Origin of the sequence: Chromobacterium sp. (assembly GCF_041912965.1) — a bacterium.
Lineage (GTDB): Bacteria > Pseudomonadota > Gammaproteobacteria > Burkholderiales > Chromobacteriaceae > Chromobacterium > Chromobacterium aquaticum.
Window position 1 is genome coordinate 14,070 of sequence record NZ_JAYSGF010000040.1, and the last position, 23,308, is coordinate 37,377.

Below are 23,308 nucleotides of genomic sequence, written 5' to 3' on the forward strand. Positions count from 1 at the left end.
TAGGGACGGCCCTGCCGTGCCGGTTACCTTGGAAGCCGGTGTTCCAACCTTGCAGTCTTGCTCCCGCCAGTCCCGCGTGGAACCGGGACCCGGGAACTTTCATGCTCTTCCAAGGAGACCATCATGTCCCAAACCCTGCCCCCTCGCCGTTTCTACCGACTCAAGCCCCACGAAAACCAGGCGACCCAACTGCCCTTCGTCCGTTATCTGCCGCAACGCGGCCAGCCGCATCACTGGCAGATGCCGCCGGCCGACGACTATGTCGATGCCTGCGCCTATGGCCGCGAATGCGCCGCCCACCTGGCCCAGTTCTTCAAGGACCAGCCGCATAGGCTGAACCAGGGCCTGCTCGGCAAGATCGCCCACGATATGGATTTCAAGGACCCTGGCCACGCCCGCGGTTATTGGGTGGGCTTTTTCAGCTACGCCGAGCAATTGATGGCATTGGGCGCGCTGCGCTGCGATGTGTACGCCCATGTGGACAGCGTGCACGCCTTGCAGCAAGCGCAAACGCAGAAGTCGGAGTTGGAAGGCAAGGTGCCGTCGCGCAATAGCTAAGACGGTTCGCAGCAAGCGGGAAGGCTCGCCTTCCCGCCTCAAGCCGCCGGCTGGCCGGCGTTGCGCGCCTCGGCTTGCGGGAATTGGTGCCAGTAATAGAAGTACTCGCGCACCAGCAGCAGAAAGGTATTTTTCAGTTCCGCCTCGCGCAGATGCAATAACACCGCGTCCACCATCATGCGGAAGCTGTCGCCCTGAATCGGCTGGCCGTCCAATAAATACAGCAGGGATTTGAGCAGACGCTCGCGCAGATGGATGTCCGGCTCGGACATGCCGTCCTCGAACAGCTTGCCCAGGTAGAGGCCCAGCGACGGCGGGAAGCGAGAAAAGCCATCGCGCTCCATCCGCGTCAACAGGCTTTCCCAGTCGGTCTCCAGCCACACCCGCACATTGCGCACCGAAAAGCCGCTGCGCGCGGTGATCTCCACCACTTTCTTGGTATCGCCCAGCCAGAAGTAATAGAACTCGCGGGTACAGGTCAGCGCCAGCACCTGTTCGTCCGGCGAGCAAGCCTGCAGCAGGCGCTCGCAAGGGCCGCGGAAGCCTTCCGCGCTGCGCTCGACGCCGTCCAGCCAGGGCAGCAGCAGTTCCAGAATGCGACGCCTCTCGTCCACGACCTGAGCCGGCGCGCCCTGACGCGCCAGCAATCGCATATAAGCCTCCAGCGCCGCCTTCAAATCGCTCATGCCCTTTCCCCAGCCCTCCCGAATGTCGTTCCGGTCCTGCCTTCCCCCTCGCCGCTCGCGCTCTTCGGCACAGCGGGCGGACTGTTCTTATTTTCGGACAGAAATGTTGCAGACTCCAGACGGATTCACAGCGGCGCTGGCGTTTTCCCAAGAGCGGCCAAGAAAATCTGTTTCACGGCGGAGACAAGGCGCGCCGACGCGGGCCGTGCTTGAATACGGCCAGTCGGCGCAATGCCGTATCAGGGGGTGGCCGTTCTCAACGCGGCGAGAGGGGGGCCGGCGTCAGGCTCAGGCGCAAATCCGCGCCCACCATGCGCGCGTCGCGTATGCTCAGCCGCTGTTTATCCGCCAGGTCCTCCAGCGGCGGCCAGGCGAACAGGCCGCGCGCGGCATCGCCGGCCAGCGACGGCGCCAGGTAGAGCACGATCTCATCCACCAGCCCGGCGCGCAGCAGCGCGCCGTTGAGGCCGGCGCCGGCTTCCACCATCAGCATATTGACGCCGCGCTGCGCCAGCGCCGCCAACAGCGCCGGCAGATCGGCATGGCCGTCGGCCTGTCGCGGCAGGGTCAGAATCTCCGTACCGGCGCGGTAGGGTTGCAGCAGCGCGGCCTGGTGATCGCAGGTGGCCAGCAAGGTGGCGCCGCCCTGGTAGATGCGCTGTTCCGGCCGCGTGCGCAGATCGCTGTCCAGCACCACCCGCAGCGGCTGGCGCTCGCAGGGGACTTCGCGCACCGTCAGTTGCGGATCGTCGGCCAGCACGGTGCCGCTGCCGGTGAGCACCGCGCAGTGCTCAGCACGCAGGCAGTGCACATCGCGCCGCGCCTCCGGGCCGGTGATCCATTGACTGCTGCCGTTGAGCAAGGCGGTCTTGCCGTCCAGCGTGGCGGCGGCCTTGAGCGTGACCCAGGGACGGCCGCGCTCGACGCGCGACAGAAAGCCGCGATGCACTTGCCGCGCCTCGGCTTCCATCAGTCCGGCGTCGGCGGCGATGCCGGCGGCGCGCAATATGGCCAGGCCGCGGCCGGCCACTTCGTGGTAGGGGTCCACCATCGCCGCGGCCACGCGGGCCACGCCCTCCTCGATCAGGCGCCGCGCGCACGGCGGGGTGCGGCCGTGGTGGCTGCACGGCTCCAGCGTCACATAGGCGGTGGCGCCGCGCGGGGACAGGCCGCGCGCCAGGCAGTCCTTGATCGCCTGGATTTCCGCGTGATCGCCGCCCACTTCCAGGGTGGCGCCCTCGCCGATCACCTCGCCGTCGCGCACCAGCACGCAGCCCACGCCGGGGTTGGGCGCGGCACGGCGGGTGGCCGCGGCGGCCAGGCGCAGCGCTCTTTGCATGTAGTAATGATCGTCGGCGGAGTCATTCATGATTCAACACTTCCATTCATGGGCCAGCAGACTGTACTGCCTGGCGTCGCAATAGCGGCCCTGCAACAACAAATACTCGCGCAGCACGCCTTCGTAGCGGAAACCCAGCCGTTCCGCCACCGCGTAGCTGCGATGATTGTCCGCCGCCGCGTCTATCGCCACCCGGTGCAGGCCCAGCGGGCCGAAAGCCTCGGTCAGCATTTGCGTCAGCGCCGCCTGCATCACGCCCTGCCCCACCTGGCGGCGGTCCAGCCAATAGCCGACGAAGGCGTGACAGTTCAAGGTGTCGACGGAGTGCAGATCGCAAACGCCGGCCAGCTCGCCGCCGCGCAACACCAGCCAAGTATAGGCTTTGCCGATCTGACGGCTGACGGCGGCGGATTCCAGAAAGGCGCGGGAGTCGGCCTCGGAGCGGGTCAAAGGCTCCCACGGCATCCACGGCCGCAAGGCGTCGCGGTTGGAGGCTATCAGCGCGAACAGCGCCGGAGCGTCGGACAACTCCGGCGCGCGCAGCGTGACATCGGAAGGCAGGGGTTCAGGCATGCGGGGCACCCGTGATGACAAAAGAATAGAACAGTCTACTCCAGCCATCCGCCGGGCGGTCAATGCGAGGACTTCTGGATTTCCTTGATGGCGTCGGAGAACTCGGACACATCCTGAAAACTGCGGTACACCGAGGCGAAACGCACATAAGCCACCTTGTCCAGGCGCGCCAGTTCATTCATCACCATCTCGCCGATCTCGCGGCTGGAGACTTCGCGCTCGCCCAGTTGCAGCAGTTTGTGACAGATGCGGTCTATCGCTTCGTCCACCAGCGCGGTGGGCACCGGACGCTTGTGCAGCGCGCGCAGGAAGCTGGTGCGCACTTTCTCGATGTCGAATTCCGAACGATGGCCGGCGGTTTTCACCACCTGCGGCATGCGCACATCGGCGGTTTCAAAGGTCGTGAAACGCTTCTCGCACACCGGGCAGCGCCGCCGCCGCCGGATGCTGCTGCCGTCCTCACTGACGCGGGAGTCGATTACCTGAGTATCGGCATTGCCGCAGAACGCGCATTTCATGACTTAATCCTAAGGGTTCCAATGTATGGATGTTATCAGCAATGCGCAGTCAAGTTAATGCCGCTATCGCCCGCCCATGAAAAAGACGCCCCGCGGGGCGTCTTTCAGCGGCCCAAACCAGCTTGGCTTATTTGGCGTACACCGGGAAACGATGGCACAGCGCGGTGGCTTGCTCGGCCACGCGGGCGATCAGCGCGTCGTCGTTCGGATTGTCCAGCACGTCCGCCACCAGATTGGCCACCTGGATGGCTTCGGCTTCCTTGAAGCCGCGGGTGGTGATGGCCGGGGAGCCGATGCGGATGCCGGAGGTCACGAACGGGGTTTCCGGGTCGTTCGGAATCGCGTTCTTGTTCACGGTGATGTGGGCGCGGCCCAGCAACGCGTCGGCGGCCTTGCCGGTCAGGCCCTTGGCGCGCAGGTCCACCAGGAACACATGGCTCTCGGTGCGACCGGACACGATGCGCACGCCGCGCTCGCCCAGGGTCTTGGCCATGATGGCGGCGTTCTTCAGCACTTGTTCCTGATACACCTTGAACTCGGGCAGCAGCGCTTCCTTGAAGGCGACGGCCTTGGCGGCGATCACGTGCTCCAACGGGCCGCCTTGCAGCGTCGGGAACACATTGCTGTTGATGCTCTTCTCGAACTCGGCCTTGGCCAGGATGATGCCGCCGCGCGGACCGCGCAGGGTCTTGTGGGTGGTCGAGGTCACGAAGTCGGCGAACGGCACCGGGTTCGGGTAAACGCCGGCGGCGATCAGACCGGCGTAATGCGCCATGTCCACCATGAAGTAAGCGCCGCATTTCTTGGCGATCTGACCCATGCGCTCGAAATCGAAGCGCAGCGCGTAAGCGGAGGCGCCGCCGATGATCAGCTTGGGCTTGGTTTCCATCGCTACGCGTTCCATGTCGTCGTAGTCGATTTCTTCCTTGTCGTTCAGACCGTAGGCGACGATGTTGAACATCTTGCCGGACAGGTTGGCCGGGGAGCCGTGGGTCAGGTGACCGCCGTGGCCCAGGTTCATGCCCATCACGGTGTCGCCCGGCTTCAGGATGGAGAAGTACACCGCCTGGTTGGCCTGGCTGCCGGAGTGCGGCTGCACGTTGGCGTATTCCGCGCCGAACAGCTGCTTGACGCGGTCGATGGCGAGCTGTTCCACCACGTCCACGTGTTCGCAACCGCCGTAGAAGCGCTTGCCCGGGTAGCCTTCGGCATACTTATTGGTCAGCTGGGAGCCCTGGGCTTCCATCACCGCGGGGCTGGTGTAGTTTTCCGAGGCGATCAACTCGATGTGATCTTCCTGGCGTTGGCACTCGGCTGCAATCGCAGCAGCGAGTTCGGGGTCGAATTTGGCAATCGTCTGGTCAGCAGCGAACATCTTTGACTCATCCATCAAAGGGTTAACGATGCGGGCATTCTACACGAAATGCCGAAGCGAAATCCTTAACGTGAAGCAATTGCGAGAGGCGACGACAAGCGCCCGCGCGCCACTTCCATCGACCCCACACCCCACCGGCAAGGAGACAAAGCCACAGCGATTTGCAGCCCAGCATTGGATAAAGCAACAATGCCAAGCACCCTCTTCCAATGGTTCGTCTCAGTGGAGAAAGATGAATGTTTTGGCTGGATCAAAACCAAGCCATGCCGACGGAGTGGTTCGCAGGTGCGCCCACGCCGGATCAGCGCTCCGCGTGGGTGGGGAATATCTACCGTGTCGCCTTAGCCCATCATGCCGATGGCTTCTTCGAAGTCGTGCCATTTGTTTTTGGCGCCTATCGCTACCTAATGTATTTTGCCAGCCTGGCGGGAGAAGTGCCTGGAGACGATGAGCAGGAGGTACGTAACTTTATCCGGACTTGGGCGCATGACTTTGAACCCGATATGCGCACAAGCCGGTTGGTAAAGTTCATGCGAGCCGATGCTATCAACCGCGACCATATCTACGAGCCGGACTCATGGCGCCTGGACAACCCCCGCCAGATTTTCAGTTTTGGGCAACATTTACTTGAAATTGTTGTCTACCATAGTCGGCTTATAGCTGAAACAAGGCAGTACTTTTACAAGCCGGCTCCAGGGCTTGGCAGGTTCTATGATAGGATTTGTCACTGTAATCAGCTGCTCATCCGAGAACTGGGCTTTAGCGCCATCCACAGCGTGGGACTTGAGGATACGGGGTATATCGGCTATGAAAAACAGCGTTAAATCACCCAATGCCAAGAAGCGGGTCTATGTATCCCAGACCACCGCCCACAGCTTGGCTAAGCTAAGCCATGATCTCGGTGAGGCTTGTTCCAAAGGAACTGTGGTCAAGGTGGAATCCAACCCACCATCATCGAAGAAACCGCCAACGCGCAAACTGCGCGTGGTTTGAAAAAAGCGCCGGATACCCGGCGCTTTGTCTTTCATCTCCTCACTCCCGGCTGTCCACCAGAATCAGTTCGGCGTCCTCGCTGGCGACGATGCGCAACAACGCTTCATCTTTGATCGCCGCGCCGTCGCGGGCTTGCAGCGCCACGCCGTTGACTTCCACCCGGCCACGGGCCAGCACCAGATAAGCGCAACGCTGTGCGCCCAACCGGTAATCGACGCTTTCGCCGGCCTTGAGGGCGGCGCCCAACACGCGGGCGTCGGCACGGATCGGCAAGGCCTGATCGTCGCCGTCCATGCCGCTGGCCAGAGCGACGAAGGCGCCGGAGCGATCCTCCTTGGGAAACGGTTTGCTGCCCCAGGACGGCTCGCCTCCGCGCCGCTCCGGCATGATCCAGATCTGGAAGATGCGGGTGTCGACGGCTTCCAGATTGTATTCGGAATGCACGATGCCGCGGCCGGCGCTCATCACTTGCACGTCGCCGGCCTCGGTGCGGCCCTGGTTGCCCAGATTGTCGCGGTGGCTGATCGCGCCTTCGCGGACATAGGTGATGATTTCCATGTCCGCGTGCGGATGCGGCGGAAAGCCGGTGCCCGGCGCGATGGCGTCGTCGTTCCACACCCGCAGCGCGCCCCAGTGCATGCGCGCCGGGTCGTGGTACTCGGCAAAGGAGAAATGATGCTTGGCATCCAACCAGCCATGGTGGGCTCCGCCCAGGCTGGCGAAAGCGCGATGTTCTATCATGCTGTCCTCCCGTATTGTGGCGAGGCGCCGCCTGCGCGGCGACGCGTCTGATGCAACCACTATACGCAGCGGGCCTGATGCTGATAAGCAGCGGGATCGAATAGCATGCTTTCCATTTTTGATGCAATCAATGCGCCATACTGATTTTTGAACGCTAAAATTGGAATCAATCTATCCAATCCCTGCCTATTTATGAAACGACTGCCCGATCTGGAAGCCTGGGCGATTTTCGCCAAGGTGGCGGAATGCGGCTCCTTCGCGCGCGCCGCCGCGGAACTGACGCTATCCCAGGCCACGGTGTCCAAGGCGATTTCCCGCCTGGAAGCCCGGATGAAAACCATGCTGTTGCACCGCAGCTCGCGGCGGCTGTCCTTGACCGAGGCCGGCCACGCCGCGCTGGAGCGGGCCAGCCGCATCCTGGCGGAAGGCGAGGCAGTGGAAGCCGACATCACCGAGCAATCCTCCAGCTTGCGCGGGCCGGTGCGAGTGACCGCGCCGATGTCCTTCGGGCTGTCCCACCTGGCGCCGCTGCTGCCGGAGTTCATGGCGCGGCACCCGGAAGTGGAGCTGGATTTCCATTTCAGCGATGAGCAAGTGGACCTGGTGGCCAAGCGCCTGGACCTGGCGCTGCGCATCGCCTCGCTGGCCGATTCCAGCCTGCTGGCCCGCCGCCTGTGCTCGGTGCGCATTCTGTTGGTGGGCTTGCCGGCGTATTTCGCGCGCCACGGCCGGCCCAGCCATCCCCGCGAGCTGTCCGCGCATCGCGCGCTGTTGTACAGCAACGCGCCCGGCGGCGAGTTCTGGCGCTTCCGCCACGCGGAGCAAGGCGAATTCGCGCTGGAAATGCCTTCGACGCTGCGGGTCAACAACGCCGAGGCGCTGACGCCGGCGCTGCGCGCCGGCCTGGGCCTGGCGCTTCAGCCGGAATTCCTGGCCTGGCAGGATGTGCAGGCCGGCGAACTGGAAACCGTGATGATGGATTGGCAGGTGGACCCGATCGCGCTCTACATCCTGACGCCGCCGGGCCGCAGCCGGCCGGCGCGGGTACAGGCCTTGATCGACTACCTGGCGGCGCGGCTGGCCGTCGCGCCATGGGCGGATTGCGGCTAGCCGCTAACGATAAGCGCAATGACAAAGCCCCGCTCAAGGCGGGGCGTAATCACCGGACAAGGCGGGACGAGGCTTAGAACCTGTTCAAAGTCTGCTGCGCTTCGTGAGGCGTAGCACGGTGAGTACGAGCTCAAAATGCTCATGTACCACTTGTACATTCCGCTTTTTCGCTCGTTTTCGCCTTGTCTCGCCCTTGCTCGCGAGACTTTGAACAGGCTCTTACAAATCGTCAGCGGTGAAGAACAGCGGCACGCCGTCCTTGCTGTCCGGATGCAGCTCCGCCAGCACATGCACTTCGCGCACATGGCATTCCGCCATCAGTTCGCGGAAGCTTTCCTCGATCAACTGCACATTGTCCAGCGCCGCCAGCGGCCAGACGAAGGCTTCCCAATTGCGCTCGTCGCCCGCGGCGGACAGGGTGATGTGCAGTTCGCCATTGTCGTGGGCGGACAGGATGGCCACCGGCTCCTGGTTCAGTTCGCGCAGTCTGCGGATCTGGCTGCTGGCGAACACCTGCATCGCCACCTCGAAGCGAGCGTAGTTGCCGGCCACCATCGCCTGCATCGCCGGCATCGGCGGGCGGGCGATGGGGAACAGCGTCACGCCGTCGGCCTTCAATTGCTCGCCCAGGAACTTCATCAGCGGCATGCCCCAAGCGCCCACCGCGCCACCGAGGCGCAGCGGCGGCTCGGCGCCTTCCGGCTGGATCGCCACGCCCAGCAGATAGCGCAGGAACACGCCCTCTTCCTTCACCGTGACCGGCGCCGGCTGCTGCGGCAGCAGCGCGCGCGCATGGGCCGGATCGCGGTTCAGCTTATAGAGCTGAGCGGAGTCCAACCCCACCACGCTGTCAGGATGCAGCAGCGCGCCGCCCAGCGCGACATCGGCATCGGCGGCGAACACGCCATGCTCGCGCAGCAATTGGTTCAGGCCGGCCACATCGGCGATCTCGCCCGGCAGCGTGGTCTGGTTCTTGCTGCCGGCCACCAGCACCAGCGGCATCGCGAAGACGATGGCGCGACCGCCGCCAGTGTTTTCCGCCGCGTCGCGCAGCGCATCCCACACCAGTTGATAGCATTGCTGAGACGGCACCATGGCCAGCGCCACCGAGATGGACAGCAGTTCGCCGCGCGCCAACATCTCGGCCATCGCGTCGCGCACTGCGGAGAACCACATTTCCCGGTCGGACTCGGTCTTGGCGTTCAACGCCGACTGGGCGTTGTGGATCAGCATATTGGTCAGCGCCACTTGCGGGTGGTACTGGCGCGGATCAGGGAGGGTATGGCGTACGGCGTCCATGAAGGGGAATCCTGCGGCAATCGGAAAACCGCTATTTTGGCACAGCTGCGGCCCCCATGGTGCGCCGCGACAGTGGCGATTCCAGTAGCGATGTACCAGATCAGCGACAGAAAAATATAATTTCACACATTTGCGAAAAACAACATGTTGACACTCGATACCGCAATCTGGATAATTCGTTCTCGTTGAGATGCAGCAATTGCTTCTTGATAGTTTCTCCTCTATTTCTCCTTTGTAGACTTGGCGCGGACCTAACGGTACCGCGCATTTTTTTTGCCTTTTTTCGGCGAAGCCCCATGCTAAGCAAACGCTAAGCTTCTGTTAATCAATCAAATTATTAAAATTCGTGTAGCAAGGAAACTTGCCTGCCGCCACCGTTTCACGCTCCCCGCGCGCTCCTTTATCCCTATCTCCAGCCCGCCTCGTCCCGTCCGCGCCGCAAGCCCAATTCATGCCATTTAGATTTAAACGAACGAAACATATGACTAACAGCATTAGAACGGATTTCGTTTGTGAAAATTTAGGAAAACGGACAAGGAAGAACTGTTGGATTCGAAAACAAATGAACAAGACAAAGACGTCACCGTGAACGGGCGACTGGGGAAGGCTGGCGGCGGCGCAGCGCCGATGAGGAGCAGATGGTTGCTGCCACGCAAAAAACAATGGGCCGCACGGTAAAAAACCGTACGGCCCACATGCTATCCGTAAACGAGTTACGGAAATATGACAAATATCAACGGTGTTCTACTTGCGTCACATCGCGCACCGCGCCAGTGTCGGCGCTGGTGGTCATCGCCGCGTAGGCGCGCAAGGCCGGGCTGACCACGCGGTCGCGGCCCAGCGGTTTCCACGCGTCGCGGCCCTTGCCTTCCATCGCCGCGCGCCGCGCCGCCAGCGCTTCATCGCTGATCGCCAGGCGGATGGAGCGGCCCGGGATGTCGATCTCGATGCGGTCGCCCTCTTCAACCAGGCCGATGGCGCCGCCCTCGGCCGCTTCCGGCGACACATGGCCGATGGACAGGCCGGAAGTGCCGCCGGAGAAGCGGCCATCGGTCAGCAAGGCGCAGTCCTTGCCCAGGCCCTTGGATTTCAGATAGCTGGTGGGGTACAGCATTTCCTGCATGCCGGGGCCGCCCTTGGGGCCTTCATAGCGGATCACCACCACGTCGCCGGCCACGATGCGGTCGGCCAGGATGGCCTCCACCGCCACGTCCTGGCTTTCAAAGATGCGGGCGCGGCCATTGAACTTGAGGATGGAGTCGTCGACGCCGGCGGTTTTGACGATGCAGCCGCGCTCGGCGATATTGCCGGCCAACACCGCCAGGCCGCCATCCTGGGAGTAAGCATGCTCGCGGTCGCGGATGCAGCCCTCGGCGCGGTCGTCGTCCACCGTCGGGTAACGCATGGACTGCGAGAAGGCGATGGTGGTAGGCACGCCGCCCGGCGCCGCGCGGTAGAAGCGCCGCGCTTCGCTGTCTTCGCCGTGGCGGCAGATGTCCCAGGCTTCCAGCGCCTCGCCCAGCGTGGCGCTGTGCACGGTGGGCACCTCGCGACGGATCAGGCCGGCGCGGTCCAGCTCGGCCAGGATGGCCACCACGCCGCCGGCGCGATGCACGTCTTCCATATGGTATTTCTGGGTGGCCGGCGCCACCTTGGCCAGACACGGCACCGAACGCGAGATGCGGTCGATGTCCGCCATCTTGAAGTCCACGCCGGCTTCCTGCGCCGCCGCCAGCAGATGCAGCACGGTATTGGTGGAGCCGCCCATGGCCACGTCCAGGCTCATCGCGTTCTCGAACGCGGCCTTGGTGGCGATGGCGCGCGGCAGCAGGCTGGCGTCGTCCTGTTCGTAATGGCGCTTGGTGATGTCCACGATCAGGCGGCCGGCGCGCAGGAACAATTCCTTGCGGTCCGCGTGCGTGGCCACCAGGCTGCCGTTGCCGGGCAGGGACAGGCCCAGCGCCTCGGTCAGGCAGTTCATGGAGTTGGCGGTGAACATGCCGGAGCAGGAGCCGCAGGTGGGACAGGCGGAACGCTCCACGCGCTCGACGTCCTCGTTGGACACCGCGCTATTGGCGGCCTCCACCATCGCGTCCACCAGGTCCAGTTTGCGGATATCGTTGCCCCACTGCACCTTGCCGGCTTCCATCGGGCCGCCGGAGACGAACACCACCGGGATGTTCAGGCGCATCGCCGCCATCAGCATGCCGGGGGTGATCTTGTCGCAGTTGGAGATGCACACCAGCGCGTCGGCGCAGTGGGCGTTGACCATGTATTCCACGCTGTCGGCGATCAGGTCGCGGCTGGGCAGGCTGTAGAGCATGCCGCCGTGGCCCATGGCGATGCCGTCGTCGATGGCGATGGTGTTGAATTCCTTGGCCACGCCGCCGGCGCGTTCGATTTCCCGCGCCACCAGTTGGCCCATATTGTGCAGGTGCACATGGCCGGGCACGAACTGGGTGAAGCTGTTGGCGATGGCGATGATGGGCTTGCCGAAGTCATCGTCCTTCATGCCGGTGGCGCGCCATAGAGCGCGGGCACCCGCCATATTGCGGCCGGCGGTGGAAGTGCGGGAGCGGTATTGGGGCATTGCTGATTCCTTAATCTCTACATGGGCGGAAAGGCGCTCCAGGCCTGGCCTGCTTTAAGGCCGGGCCGCCTGGCTCCGGGTGCCGGGGAGCTCAAGGCAAAAATGCGCCGGGCGGCGGGTGGGCCGCGCGACGCGTGGGAACGCTTTCCCATATAATCCGTCCACATTCTTTTACCGCAAACGCACACGGCTGACAAATGATCATTCATCCGCAGTTCGACCCCGTGGCCATCCAGCTGGGCCCGCTGGCCATTCATTGGTACGGCCTGATGTACTTGCTGGGCTTCGCCAGCTTCCTGATCCTGGGCAATTACCGCATCAAGCGCGGCCACGCTTTCCTCACTTCCAAGCTGCTGGACGATCTGTTGATGTACGGCGCCGTCGGCGTGGTGCTGGGCGGCCGCCTGGGCGAGGTGCTGTTCTACCAGCCCGGCTATTATTTCAGCCATCCGCTGGAGATTCTGATGGTGTGGAAAGGCGGCATGTCCTTCCACGGCGGCTTCATCGGCGTGCTGCTCGGCGTGGCGCTGTTCGCGCGCAAGCACGGCCGCAGCTTCTGGGAAGTCACCGACTTCATCGCGCCGCTGGTGCCGCTGGGCCTGGCCGCCGGCCGCATCGGCAACTTCATCAACGGCGAGCTGTGGGGCCGGGTGGCCGATCCCAAGCTGCCGTGGGCGATGCTGTTTCCGCAGGCAAAGATGGATGATCTGATCCAGGCGCAGCAATCGTCCGACCTGATGGTGACCCTGCTCAACTACGGCGGCCTGCCGCGCCATCCGTCGCAGCTGTACGAGTTCGCGCTGGAAGGCCTGGCGCTGTTTGCGCTGCTGTGGTGCTTCAGCGCCAAGGCGCGCGCGCGCGGCCAGGTGTCGGCGCTGTTCCTGATCGGCTACGGCCTGGCGCGCTTCGGCAGCGAATACTTCCGCACTCCGGACGCCGGCATCTTCGGCCAGTCCGACGTGATCAGCATGGGCCAGTGGCTGAGCCTGCCGATGATCGTGATCGGCCTGGCGCTGTTCTACCTGTTCGGCAAGCGCAAGGCGGCCTGAGCCGGGCTAGGCTAGAATGCTTGCCATACACGGCGGTTTTTAGTCCGCCGCTTCAAGGCCAGTCTTAATGACTGGCCTTTTTGAATCCCTAGCCCTTGCGGCTTTTCGTCCGCAATAGAGGAAAACACTGCCATGACCGCCATCAAACTGACGCTGGCCGGCGCGCTGCTGGCCGCCGCCACCCTGGCCAACGCCGCCCAGACCGTGCTCAAGGTCTCCGCCATCCCCGACGAATCCCCCACCGAGCTGCAGCGCAAGTTCGCGCCGCTGGGCCAGTATCTGGAAAAAGAGCTGGGCATCAAGGTGCAGTTCGTGCCGGTGTCGGACTATGCCGGCGTGGTCACCGCGCTGACCTCGGACAAGCTGGACATGGCCTGGCTGGGCGGCTTCACCTATGTGCAGGCCAGCCAGCGCGGCAAGGTGGTGCCGCTGGTGCAGCGCGAGGAGGACAGCAAGTTCACCTCCACCTTCATCACCAGCGGTCCGGCCAAGAGCCTGAAGGAGCTGAAGGGCGACAGCTTCGCCTTCGGCTCCGCCTCCTCCACCTCCGGCCACCTGATGCCGCGCTACTTCATGCAGAAGGACGGCATCAAGCCGGAAAGCTTCTTCAAGAACGTCGCCTATTCCGGCGCCCACGACGCCACCGTGGCCTGGGTCGCCGCCGGCAAGGTGGAAGCCGGCGTGCTGAACAGCTCGGTGTGGCAGAAGCTGGTGGAAAGCAAGAAGGTGGATAGCGCCAAGGTGCGCGTGATCGCCACCACCCCGGCCTACTACGACTACAACTGGACGGTGCGCGGCAGCATGGACAAGGGCTTGCAGGACAAGATCCGCCAAGCCTTCCTCAAGCTGGACGCCAAGAACCCGGAACAGAAAGCCGTGCTGGATCTGCAGCGCGCCAGCCGCTTCATTCCCACCAAGCCGGACAACTATAAGGGCATAGAAGCCGCCGCCACGGCCGCCGGGCTGCTGAAGTGAGCCTGGAGCTTCGCGGCGTCGGCCTGAAGCTGGGCGGCGCCGCCATTCTGCGCGACATCGATCTGCAGCTTGCCGCCGGCGAGCAGGCGGCCCTGATCGGTCCGTCCGGCGCCGGCAAGAGCACCCTGCTCTTGCTGGCCAACACTGGCCTGCGCCCGGATAGCGGCACGGCGCGGCTGCTGGGCGACGATCCCTGGCGCTTGCCGCGCCGCGCCTTGCGCGCCTTGCGAGCGCGCATCGGCAGCGTCTACCAAGCGCCGCCGCTGCCGCCGCGTCAGCGCGTGATCCACGCGGTGGCCGCCGGCCGGCTGGGCCAGAGCGGCGAACTGGCGGCCTTGCGCCGCCTGCTGTGGCCGGACGACGCCGCCGGCGTCGCCGCCGAGCTGGAACGGCTGGGCCTGGCCGGCAAGCTATGGCAGCGCTGCGATGAGTTGTCCGGCGGCCAGCGTCAGCGTGTCGGCATCGCCCGCGCGCTGTACCAACGGCCGGAACTGTTGCTGGCCGACGAGCCGGTATCGGCGCTGGACCCCAGGCTGGCCGACGACAGCATACGCCTGCTGTGCGAGGACGCCCGCGCCCGCCAGGCCACGCTATTGGTCAGCCTGCACTCGGTGCCGCTGGCGCTGGCGCACTTCCCGCGCATCATCGGCCTGCGCGACGGCGCCATCGCCTTCGATCTGCCGCGCGAGCAAGTCGACGCCGCTCTGCTGGCCGAACTCTACGCCGGCGATACTCCCGAGAGCGCGGCAGAGCCAGCCGCGCCCAGCGCGGCGCTCAGGGGCTTGCAATGCTGAAGCCCGCGCCGCGCGACCCGGCCGCCCGCGCGCGGCTGGGCTGGCTGCTGCTGACGCTGGCCTTGCTGCTGCCGACGCTGCCGCTGACCCAGTTCACGCTGAGCACCTTGTTCAATGGCGACACCTGGCTCAGCCTGGCTCGCTTCGCCGCCGGCTTTCTGCCGCCGGCCCACGACAGCGACTTTCTGAAAGAAGTGGCCAAGGAAACCGCCACCACGCTGGCGGTGGCCAGCGCCGGTCTGTGCCTGGCCATGCTGCTGGGCGCGCCGCTGGCCTTCGCCACCAGCCGCGCGCTGGACGATCACCAACTCACCGCGGTCCGGCCGCGCCGCACCGTCCTGACCGCGCAAAGCCTGCTGCGCGGGTTGATGGTATGGCTGCGCGGCGTGCCGGACATCGTCTGGGCGCTGCTCTTCGTGCGCGCCGCCGGCCTGGGCAGCCTGCCGGCGGTGCTGGCCTTGGGCCTGGCCTACGGCGGCATGCTGGGCAAGGTTTACGCGGAAATCCTGGAATCCCAGCCACGCGCGCCGGCCCAGGCGCTGGCGGCTGCCGGCGCCAGCCGCTGGCAACGGCTGTGCTGGGCGCTGTGGCCACAGGCCTTGCCGGAATTGATCAGCTACAGCGTCTACCGCTGGGAATGTGCGATCCGCGCGTCGGCGGTGATGGGCTTCGTCGGCGCCGGCGGCATCGGCCAATTGCTGGATAGCAGCCTTAAAATGCTCAATGGCGGCGAGGTCGGCACCTTGCTATTGGTGTTCCTGTTGCTGGTGGGCTTAAGCGAGGGCGTCAGCCGCTGGTCGCGGCGCGCGCTGGAGCGCGACGGCGGTGGACCCTGCCTATTGCTGGCCGGCGGCGCGCTGACCGCGTTCAGCCTGTGCTGGCTGTGGCCGGATTGGCGCGCCAACGGCTTTGATTGGCGCGGCCTGCCGCGCTTCGCCATGGAATTCCTGCCGCCGGACCTCTCCGCCCCAAACTTGCGGCAACTGGGACAAGGCGTGGTGGAAACCTTGGCGATGTCGGCGCTGGGCACAGTGCTGGCGGCCTTGCTGGCCATGCCGCTAGCGCTGCCCGCCGCCGGCCGGCTGGGGGCCACCGCCAAGCGCGCGACGCGGCTGTTGCTGAATATGCTGCGCGGAATTCCGGATCTGCTGTGGGCGGCGCTGGCGGTATTGGCGCTGGGCCTGGGGCCGGCCGCCGGGGTGCTGGCGCTGGCGCTGCACACCGCCGGCGTGTTGGGCCGCCTGTTCGCGGAAACGCTAGAAAACGCGCCGCCGCAAGCGGAACAGGCGCTGCTCAACGCCGGCGCGGGCCGCGTCGCCGCCTTCTGCTACGGACCGCTGCCCATGGTGACCAGCCAATGGCTGGCTTACACGCTGTACCGCTGGGAAAACAATATCCGCATCGCCACCGTGCTCGGCATCGTCGGCGCCGGCGGCCTGGGCCAGCAGCTGTATCTCGCGCTGTCGCTGTTCCAGCAGCAGGCCGCCGCGGCCATCATCCTGGCGATGGTGGCGCTGTCCTGGGGCGTGGAACAGCTGAGCCGCGCGCTGCGCCAGCGCATGGGCTGAAACGAGGAACGGGGCGGCAAGCCTACGCTTGCCGCCCCGTCCGTTCCCACCCCATTCTTAATTGGCTTCCTTGCAGGCCACCAATCCACACACAAACATCGCGAAACCCGCGAACCCCAGGGCCTTGGCCACCAAGAACGGCCACTCCGGCGTGCCGCCATTGCCGCCGGACGCGCCAAAGCCCGCCAGCATCAGTCCCAACCAGGCCACGCCGCCAGCGGCCAGCAAGGCGCAAGCCGCGCCGCCATACCATGCTCTCTTGCTCATCACGGTTCTCCTCATCTCACACTTGAATCTTCTTATTGTTCACATCCGCCCCGCCAACAACCCGGCCAGGCCCAGCAGCCAGCACAAGCCGGTCGCCAACAGGAAGCCGCGCAGCAAACGGGCCATGCCGCGCTGCCGCGCTTCCAGCGAGCGACCAGCCAAATCGCGGCCAAACAGCCGCGACAAGCTCAAGTCCAGTTCCTCAAGAGTGCCAGCCGAATCCAGCGCCCGCAACAGCGCGGCGTCCAATTGCAAGCGCCAACCTAGCCAGGCCTGCCATAAAGCGACAGCCGCGCACAGCGGCAGCCACAGCGCCGACGGCGACGCCAGCGCCATCAAGGCCAACAGCCCCCAGCTGGGCCAGCACAGCCAACGGCTGGAAGCCAGCACCGCGGCGCTCAGCCGCGCCTGAGCGAGCTCGGTCTTCATAACGGCTCCATTCGCGCGCACTGACGCGCCAGCTCCGCGCATTGCGCATCGCTCAACTCCACGCGCTGGCGGCGTTGCCGCAGCAGCGCGCGCGCCTGCTCCACCGTGCTGGCGCGGCCGCTAAGCACCAGCCAGGCCAGCAATACCACGGCGCTGCGGGTCAAGCCCAGCGCGCAATGCACCAGCAGGGGCCCGCGATGGCTGGCCCGCAACTGCTGCAAGGCCAGCGCCGCCTGCCGCAGCTGCGCCGGCGGCGGCAGCAACAGGTCCAACAAGGGCTGACTGTGATAGGCGGCCGCGGCCGGCGCCTGGCGGTCGTATTCCGCGGCCAGGTCCAGCACCGCGACGAAGCGCGCGTCGCGCGCCGCGCTGACCGGCCCCAGCCAGACCTCCTCGACCACCTCCTCGGCGCCCGGCAGGCGGCGCAGGAAATAGCCATGCACCAAGCGCGCGGCCAGGCTATAGGGCCACAACAGCACGCGCGCGGCGAAGCGGCGGCGGCCGGCGTGCTTTTGCAGCGCGGCCGGCCCCAGCCGCCAATAAGCCAGCGTCAGCACGCCCAAGGCCAATGCCGGCCAGGCCAGCAGCCAGCCCCAAGCACCCAGCGTCGCCGCCAATGCCAGCAGCAGCGCGGCGCCCACCGCATAACGCGCGCCCAGCCGGCGGCTGCGGCCGGGCTCGGGCGAATGCCAGGCCGGCGTTGCCGGCGCCGGCATCGGCCACAGATAGCAGACCAGCACCGCCAGCGCGAAGCCGGAAGGCACATCCCAGAAATGGTGCTGCCAAGTGGTCAGCACCGACACGCCGATCAAGGCGAACCAGCCATGCAGCAGCCAAAGCCAGCGCGGCGGCGTGTGCTGCCAGTAGCGCAGCCATAACACAAACAGCAGGCCGATGTGCAGCGACGGCGCCTGGTTGAACGGTTTGTCGAAGCCCATCAGCAGATCGAACATCCGCCCGAACACGCCATCCAGCGGCGGGCGCTCAAAGCCGAAGCGCAGCGGAAACAGCAGGAAGCACAGGCAGGACAACAGTGTGACCGCCAGCAGGCGCTTGGCGTGGGCATTGAGCTCGGCGCGGCTGGCACACAGAAAGAGCGAGACGCCGTAGAGCAGGTCTATGCTCCAGTACGGCACGATGGTCCACGGCCACAGCGGAATGGCGCGCTCCCAGGCCATCGCCACATTGCCCACCCGCTCCGGCGGCAGGCCGGCCGCGTAGTGATTGGCCGCACCGTAGAGCAGGAAAAAACTGGGGCCCAGCAGCAACAGCCACAGACAGGCCAGCCGCCAGGGCCGGCCGGCGCTCATCGCCGCCACCATAGCAGCAGCGCCAATAATGCCAGCGCCAGCAGCCACGGCCAGCGCCGGGGGCGCGGCTCCGCCAACGACGCGACTGCCTCGCCGGTATCCGGCCACTCATCTTCGTCCGGATCTTGCTCGCTTTCCCAGACGCGATATTTCTCGCGCCACTCCAGGCTTTTGCTCAGGTCCTTGCCGCGATAGACGCGCTCGGCCAAGGCATCCATCGCCGGCCCCCAGCCCAGCTCGGCTGATTTCAACAGCCAGGACTCGGCCTGGTCCGCCTTGCCGAAGAAGCGGCGATCCAGATAGAGCCGGCCCACGCCGTAGCAGCCCCAGGACGCCACATCGGCTTCGGCGGACGCGGCGGTCTGCAGCAACAGCCCCTCGGCTTCGCGCAGATAATCAGCGGCGCGTTTCGGCTCCGCATCGCTGAGCTTTTCCAGCACGTACGCAACGTGGATAGCACCAGCCTTATGTCCTGCCGCCAGCGCCTGGCGGTAACGGTGCAGACTGCGTTGCAAGTCGGAATCGCCTGCATCGCCAAACAGCCAGGCCTCGCCGGCCGCTTCCGCGCCTTCCGCCGAACCAAGATCGGCGGCCTGCTCGCAAAAGCTGAGGCCTTCGGCCAGATAGCGCTCCTCCTCGTCCACATTCAGCAACACCCAGCCAAAGCCGCTCAATACATGATGCAACTCCAGCGGCGCGTCGCCGGCATGCCGCCGCGCCACGCGCATGCCTTCGTCGAACAACGGCTGCGGCAGCTCCGGGCAGGCGGCCAGGATCACGCCGCTCAATTGCGTGTCGACGCGCAGCGGCTCCGCCGGCGCGCTCACGCCTCGGCCTCGGCCAGCGGCTGCGGCCGTTCCGCCGCGGCATCGCTGCGGCGACGCGCCAGGCTGACGCTGAAAATGCCCCACTCGTCGATGCGCTGCTCCAGCTTCTCGAAGCCGGCGTCGGCCACCAATTGATCCATCTCCTGCTGGGTGCGGCGGCGCATGATCCAGTCCGCGCCGCCGCGATGGCTGCTCAGCGTGCGCGCGATCAATTCCAGCTGCGGATGCCAGGGCTGGTTGGTGTAGACCAGATAGCCGCCGGGCGGCACCGCCTCGGCCAGGCCGGCCAGCGACTGACGAATCGGCTCGTTCTCGGGGAATAGCTCATAGAGGCCGGACACCACCGCCAACGTCGGCGCCGGCTGCAGCGCCGCCAGGCTGGCGCGATCGAAGGCATTGCCCTGGTCGAAACGCGCCACCGCGTCCAAGCCGCGCTCGGCGATCAGCCGGCGGCCGGCGCCGACATTGATGTCGCTGTAATCGCGCAGTTGCACATGCTCCACCGGCTGGCCGGCGATGGCGTCCAGGATGTAGCGGCCATGGCCGGCGGCGATGTCCAGCAGCCGCAGCGGCTGGCCGTCGGCGCGCAGGCGGCCCATCGCCATGGCGATCAGTTCCTCCAGATTCAGCTTGCGCTGGCGTATGCCCTTCCAGCCCACGCTATCCAGATAGGCGCGGTCGCCCAGGCGGCCCAGCGGGCTGATGCCGGACACCTGGTTGCGGTACACATAGTCCAGGGTGCTGCCGGAATCGAAACCGGTGCGCCAGCCCAGGCGTATCCCCGCCGACAATCGTCCCAGCGTGGCCAGGGTCAGCCGGGTCAGCGCGAACTGCCAGCGCAGCGGCGACAGCCAGGAACGCGGCTGCTGCAGCTGTTGGTATTCCAGCGCGGTGTAGCCGGCGGCGTCGGCGCGGCTCAGGTCCACCGCCGGCGCGCCGGCCTCCACCCGCTGGATGAAGGCGCGGATCTTGTCCAGCGCCGGCGCGCGGTCGCGCTCGCCCAGGGTGTCGTGGTAGAAGCCAGGCAGCAGGTGCATTTCCTTCAGCGGGCTGCCCAAGTGCTGGAAGAATTCGCGCTGCGGCCCCTGGTGCACGACGAAATCCGCGCCCGACATCAGCAACTGGGTCGGCAGCGTGATGGCGCCGGCATCGGCGACGATGCGCTCGGCGGTATCGTACAAGGCCAACAGGATGTTGGAGGAAATCGGCCGAGTGATCAGCGGGTCGCTGTTGTAGGACGCGATGCGTTCCGGATCATGGGTCAGGAAGCGCGCCTTGACGTAGGAATTGACGAAGAAATTGCCGCGCAGCCGCTGCATCAGCCGGAGGCCGGGCCGGGCGAAGGGCACGTAGAGCTTGACCTTGAAAGCCGGCGAGGCCAGCACCAGCGCTCGCACGCGCGGCGCGTAGTCGTGCGCCCAGGTGGCCGCCAGCACCGCGCCCACGCTCTGGGCGATCACCACGATCTCCTCCATCGCCAAGCCATGACGCTGGCACAGATGGCGGACGAAGCAGTCCAGATCGCGCACCGTGGCGCCCAGGCTGGGGCTGTAGCCGCGCGGACCCTCGTTACGGCCGTGGCCGCGCGCGTCCCAGGCGAACATCGGCGTGTCCGCCAGCTGCAATTCGTCCACCAGGTGCTGCAGGCGGCCGGAATGCTCGTGGCCGCGGTGCAGCAGCACGATGGCGCGCGGCCGTGGGCCGGAGCTCAGCGCCGGCCAATGCCGATAAAACAGGGTTTGACCATCAAAGCTGACAAACTGCGATTCTTCGGCTTGGCGCATGCTCAGGCTCCTTTCAAGCCTCCTGCTCCGCCGGCGCGGCGGGCAGCGTTTTTTGCTTCAAATGCAATAGCGATTCGCGGATGCGGTCGCGGAAAGCGGCTTTCTCTTCCAGCCACTGCAGCGGCCGACCGACGGCGATGTCGACGAAGAACGGCACCGGCAGCCATTGGCCGCGTCCCATCGCCCGGCCCAGGCCGTGCAGATAGACCGGCACCACCGGCACATCGGGAAAATCGCGAGTCAGATACCAAATGCCGGACTTGATCTCGGACAACACCTCGGGCTCGCCGCGCGAGCCTTCCGGGAACAGGATCAGGATGCGGCCCTGGCGCAGCGCCTCGCGGCAGCCCTCCAGCGGGTCCAGGCCCTTGGCCACGCCGCCGCGCACCACCGGGATGATGCCCACCACCTGGGTGGCGAACCAGGCGAACAGGCGGTTCTTCAGGAAGTAGTCCGCCGCCGCCGCCGGCTGCACCTCGGGGATGCGGCCCAGCGGAAACAGGCTGTACAGCGCCAGGATGTCCAGATGGCTGTTGTGGTTGGCCACCACGATGGCCGGGCCGCGCAGCGGCAGCCGCTCCTGGTGGCGCACCGTCACCCCCAGCCACAGCCGCACCACCGGCCGGGCCAGCAGCAGTACGAACAGAATGCGCAGCAATCGGCTCATCATCGGCTCAGAAGTACAAGTAGTGGACATAGTGGAAGAACAGCGGCGCGGTATAAGTCAGCGAATCCAGCCGGTCCAGCACCCCGCCGTGGCCGGGCAGCAGGCGGCCGGAGTCCTTGACCCCGATGTCGCGCTTCACCGCGGAAATCACGATGTCGCCGATAAAGCCCATCACCCCGATCAGCAGGCCGGCCAGCGCCGCGTGCAGCGGCGAGAACGGCGTCAGCAGCGGCCCCAGCAGCCAGCCCAGCAGGCAGGTGGTCAGCGCGCCGCCGAGGAAACCCTCCAGCGTCTTGTTGGGCGAGACCTTGGGCGCCACCTTGCGCCGGCCGAAGGCCTTGCCCCACAGGTATTGCGCCACATCGTTGAGCTGGGTCAGCGCCACCAGGTAGAACAGCAGCATCGCGCCCTGGGCCGGTTCGCCGATATGGGTCAGCTGTGGCAGGGTCAGCACCGCGGCCATGTGGCTCAGGCAGAACACGCAGATCATCAAGCCCCATTGCAGCGAGGCGGCGGCCTTGAGAAAGCCCTGGGTCTCGCCGATCAGCACCATGCGCATCGGTAGGAACAGGAAGATGTAGACCGGGATGAAGATGATGAACATGCCGTACCAGTGGATGCCCAGCCAGTAATACTGCAGCGGGATGCTCAGATAGGCCCAGAACAGCACCACGTGGTCGGCGGTGCGAGTGGCGCACAGCGTCAGGTATTCTTTCAGCGCCAGGAAGCTGATCAGCGCGAACACCACCAGCGCCAGCGGCACATTGCCCAGCAAGGTCAGCGAGAAGCAGGCGACGATCCACCACCAGGTACGGATGCGCAGCTTCAATTCCAGCCAGTTCTTCTGCGGCGAGCGGCTCTCCAGCACGCGGATGGCAACGCTGGCGATCACCAGCAGCGCGAATACGGCGCCCAGCGCCCAAATCAATGCCTGCGGCAACAGCGGTTTAAACATCTTCGCCCTCTTTCAAAATGGACCGCGCCCGATTGACGCAGGTCAGCGCCATCAAGGCGGCGCTCAATCCAAACACCCAGCCGCCCCAGGCCGCCGCCTGCGGCCACAGGCCCAACAGCAGCGCGTAGGCGCCGTACGCAAAGGCGCGGTCGCTCTTGCCCATCGGCCCGTCGTAACGCCGGCTCGCGCCCAAGCTGGGCCCCAGCACGCCGACGAACTCGGTCAGCAGCGCCAGCACCACCGCCAGCGCCACCCAGGCTGGCTGCGCCAGCAGCAGGGCGAAGGGCAGATAGAGCGCGGCGTCGGACACCACGTCGCCCACCTCGTTGAGAATGCCGCCCAGCCACGACTTTTGGCCGTGCTCGCGCGCCAGCATGCCGTCGATGGCGTTCAGGGCCATGCGCAGGAACAGGAACACCGGCAGCAGCAGCCAGGGCAAGGGCCGCTCCGGCTGGCAAGCCAGCCAGCCGCCGTAGGCGATGGAGGCCAGCATGGCGCCGAGCGTGACGTGGTTGGCGGTGACGCCAAGGGAAACCAGGCCGCGCAGCAAGGGGCGCAGCAGGTCCTGAAAGCGGGATTTGAGTTGGTAAATACTAGGCATGTCGCTTATGCGGACGGCGATGAAAGGGTGCGGCTATCGTGCCCCGTCACTACAGTCGTCAAAAAAAGTTTCAAATCCGACTCCACGCCCGGCAATGGGACGGGGCTTCGGAAAACCGCGATTATGCCGATTGCAGGAAAGGGCGGCAAAGGAAATTGTTTGTCAATCCTACCTAAAACAATCACTTCCGTTACCGGATTGGGTCTATTACCCGGCCTGAAAAGCCATAACAAGCATCAGGCCACTCCACCCAAGCGAAAGCCAAGGGAGCGCTCTCCAAGGCCTTGATGCCCGTGTTTC

The 23,308-nt window shown here is 65.5% G+C and carries 24 protein-coding genes; 7 read left to right on the top strand and 17 right to left on the bottom strand.

Features of this window, described 5'->3' with window-relative positions; all coding sequences use genetic code 11:
- Positions 1-123: 123 nt before the first annotated feature.
- Positions 124-558, top strand: coding sequence for a hypothetical protein (locus ACE3QM_RS18440; RefSeq protein ID WP_048412029.1), 435 nt, complete (start codon positions 124-126; stop codon positions 556-558).
- 38 nt (positions 559-596) lie between these two features.
- Here ACE3QM_RS18440 and ACE3QM_RS18445 read toward each other — a convergent pair whose 3' ends face one another.
- From ACE3QM_RS18445 to glyA, 5 genes are all read right to left on the bottom strand, one after another.
- A complete protein-coding gene (locus ACE3QM_RS18445) occupies positions 597-1,244 on the bottom strand; it encodes a hypothetical protein (protein WP_048409861.1) in 648 nt (215 codons plus the stop codon).
- A gap of 256 nt (positions 1,245-1,500) precedes the next feature.
- Positions 1,501-2,613 (bottom strand): bifunctional diaminohydroxyphosphoribosylaminopyrimidine deaminase/5-amino-6-(5-phosphoribosylamino)uracil reductase RibD, encoded by a 1,113-nt coding sequence (ribD, locus tag ACE3QM_RS18450; protein WP_374423920.1) that lies wholly within the window; start codon positions 2,611-2,613, stop codon positions 1,501-1,503.
- Between the two features lie 3 nt (positions 2,614-2,616).
- Positions 2,617-3,156: a GNAT family N-acetyltransferase gene (locus ACE3QM_RS18455; RefSeq protein WP_374423922.1), complete on the bottom strand. Its 540-nt coding sequence runs from the start codon at positions 3,154-3,156 to the stop codon at positions 2,617-2,619.
- Positions 3,157-3,215: 59 nt separating this feature from the next.
- Positions 3,216-3,674, bottom strand: coding sequence for a transcriptional regulator NrdR (gene nrdR, locus ACE3QM_RS18460; protein WP_019100637.1), 459 nt, complete (start codon positions 3,672-3,674; stop codon positions 3,216-3,218).
- 127 nt (positions 3,675-3,801) lie between these two features.
- Positions 3,802-5,049 (bottom strand): serine hydroxymethyltransferase, encoded by a 1,248-nt coding sequence (glyA, locus tag ACE3QM_RS18465; RefSeq protein WP_048409864.1) that lies wholly within the window; start codon positions 5,047-5,049, stop codon positions 3,802-3,804.
- Between the two features lie 236 nt (positions 5,050-5,285).
- Here glyA and ACE3QM_RS18470 point away from each other — a divergent pair, with 236 nt between their 5' ends.
- The gene (locus ACE3QM_RS18470; protein WP_374423925.1) at positions 5,286-5,873 is read left to right on the top strand and encodes a hypothetical protein; all 588 of its coding nucleotides are present in this window, start codon (positions 5,286-5,288) and stop codon (positions 5,871-5,873) included.
- Positions 5,874-5,897: 24 nt separating this feature from the next.
- Here ACE3QM_RS18470 and ACE3QM_RS18475 read toward each other — a convergent pair whose 3' ends face one another.
- Together ACE3QM_RS18475 and ACE3QM_RS18480 are read right to left on the bottom strand one after the other, a co-directional pair.
- Positions 5,898-6,077, bottom strand: a complete 180-nt coding sequence (locus tag ACE3QM_RS18475; protein WP_374423927.1) for a hypothetical protein — start codon at positions 6,075-6,077, stop codon at positions 5,898-5,900.
- Between the two features lie 4 nt (positions 6,078-6,081).
- Positions 6,082-6,783: a pirin family protein gene (locus ACE3QM_RS18480; protein ID WP_374423929.1), complete on the bottom strand. Its 702-nt coding sequence runs from the start codon at positions 6,781-6,783 to the stop codon at positions 6,082-6,084.
- A gap of 192 nt (positions 6,784-6,975) precedes the next feature.
- Here ACE3QM_RS18480 and ACE3QM_RS18485 point away from each other — a divergent pair, with 192 nt between their 5' ends.
- Positions 6,976-7,893 (top strand): LysR family transcriptional regulator, encoded by a 918-nt coding sequence (locus tag ACE3QM_RS18485; RefSeq protein ID WP_374423931.1) that lies wholly within the window; start codon positions 6,976-6,978, stop codon positions 7,891-7,893.
- 219 nt (positions 7,894-8,112) lie between these two features.
- Here the strand turns inward: ACE3QM_RS18485 and ACE3QM_RS18490 are convergent, their stop codons facing one another.
- Together ACE3QM_RS18490 and ilvD are read right to left on the bottom strand one after the other, a co-directional pair.
- Positions 8,113-9,192, bottom strand: coding sequence for a hypothetical protein (locus ACE3QM_RS18490; protein WP_048409868.1), 1,080 nt, complete (start codon positions 9,190-9,192; stop codon positions 8,113-8,115).
- A 733-nt stretch (positions 9,193-9,925) separates the two neighbouring features.
- Positions 9,926-11,782: a dihydroxy-acid dehydratase gene (ilvD, locus tag ACE3QM_RS18495; RefSeq protein ID WP_374423934.1), complete on the bottom strand. Its 1,857-nt coding sequence runs from the start codon at positions 11,780-11,782 to the stop codon at positions 9,926-9,928.
- Between the two features lie 197 nt (positions 11,783-11,979).
- On the opposite strand from ilvD, the gene lgt reads away from it, so the two are divergent.
- The 4 genes from lgt to phnE all read left to right on the top strand — a co-directional run bounded on the left by lgt (position 11,980) and on the right by phnE (position 16,168).
- Positions 11,980-12,831: a prolipoprotein diacylglyceryl transferase gene (gene lgt / locus ACE3QM_RS18500; protein WP_048409870.1), complete on the top strand. Its 852-nt coding sequence runs from the start codon at positions 11,980-11,982 to the stop codon at positions 12,829-12,831.
- A 132-nt stretch (positions 12,832-12,963) separates the two neighbouring features.
- A complete protein-coding gene (locus ACE3QM_RS18505; protein ID WP_048409871.1) occupies positions 12,964-13,806 on the top strand; it encodes a putative selenate ABC transporter substrate-binding protein in 843 nt (280 codons plus the stop codon).
- A complete protein-coding gene (locus ACE3QM_RS18510; protein WP_374423937.1) occupies positions 13,803-14,600 on the top strand; it encodes a phosphonate ABC transporter ATP-binding protein in 798 nt (265 codons plus the stop codon). Before ACE3QM_RS18505 ends, ACE3QM_RS18510 begins: the two co-directional genes overlap by 4 nt.
- A complete protein-coding gene (gene phnE, locus ACE3QM_RS18515; protein ID WP_374423939.1) occupies positions 14,594-16,168 on the top strand; it encodes a phosphonate ABC transporter, permease protein PhnE in 1,575 nt (524 codons plus the stop codon). The genes ACE3QM_RS18510 and phnE overlap by 7 nt, the downstream gene beginning before the upstream one ends.
- A gap of 57 nt (positions 16,169-16,225) precedes the next feature.
- Here phnE and ACE3QM_RS18520 read toward each other — a convergent pair whose 3' ends face one another.
- The 8 genes from ACE3QM_RS18520 to ACE3QM_RS18555 are packed head-to-tail and all read right to left on the bottom strand — an operon-like array spanning position 16,226 to position 23,008.
- Entirely contained in the window at positions 16,226-16,435 is a 210-nt protein-coding gene (locus ACE3QM_RS18520) for a hypothetical protein (protein WP_374423941.1), read from the bottom strand.
- A gap of 39 nt (positions 16,436-16,474) precedes the next feature.
- Complete coding sequence (locus tag ACE3QM_RS18525; RefSeq protein ID WP_374423943.1) at positions 16,475-16,864, bottom strand: hypothetical protein; 390 nt, start codon at positions 16,862-16,864, stop codon at positions 16,475-16,477.
- A complete protein-coding gene (locus ACE3QM_RS18530) occupies positions 16,861-18,174 on the bottom strand; it encodes a phosphatase PAP2/dual specificity phosphatase family protein (RefSeq protein ID WP_374423945.1) in 1,314 nt (437 codons plus the stop codon). The genes ACE3QM_RS18525 and ACE3QM_RS18530 overlap by 4 nt, the downstream gene beginning before the upstream one ends.
- Positions 18,171-19,001, bottom strand: a complete 831-nt coding sequence (locus ACE3QM_RS18535) for a hypothetical protein (RefSeq protein ID WP_374423947.1) — start codon at positions 18,999-19,001, stop codon at positions 18,171-18,173. Before ACE3QM_RS18535 ends, ACE3QM_RS18530 begins: the two co-directional genes overlap by 4 nt.
- Complete coding sequence (locus ACE3QM_RS18540; protein WP_374423949.1) at positions 18,998-20,785, bottom strand: bifunctional alpha/beta hydrolase/class I SAM-dependent methyltransferase; 1,788 nt, start codon at positions 20,783-20,785, stop codon at positions 18,998-19,000. The genes ACE3QM_RS18535 and ACE3QM_RS18540 overlap by 4 nt, the downstream gene beginning before the upstream one ends.
- Positions 20,786-20,798: 13 nt before the next feature.
- On the bottom strand, positions 20,799-21,452 hold the full coding sequence (locus ACE3QM_RS18545; protein WP_048409878.1) for a lysophospholipid acyltransferase family protein: 654 nt from the start codon (positions 21,450-21,452) through the stop codon (positions 20,799-20,801).
- A gap of 7 nt (positions 21,453-21,459) precedes the next feature.
- The gene (locus tag ACE3QM_RS18550) at positions 21,460-22,407 is read right to left on the bottom strand and encodes a phosphatidate cytidylyltransferase (protein ID WP_107732795.1); all 948 of its coding nucleotides are present in this window, start codon (positions 22,405-22,407) and stop codon (positions 21,460-21,462) included.
- Positions 22,400-23,008, bottom strand: a complete 609-nt coding sequence (locus tag ACE3QM_RS18555; RefSeq protein ID WP_374423952.1) for a CDP-alcohol phosphatidyltransferase family protein — start codon at positions 23,006-23,008, stop codon at positions 22,400-22,402. Before ACE3QM_RS18555 ends, ACE3QM_RS18550 begins: the two co-directional genes overlap by 8 nt.
- Positions 23,009-23,308 lie beyond the last annotated feature (300 nt).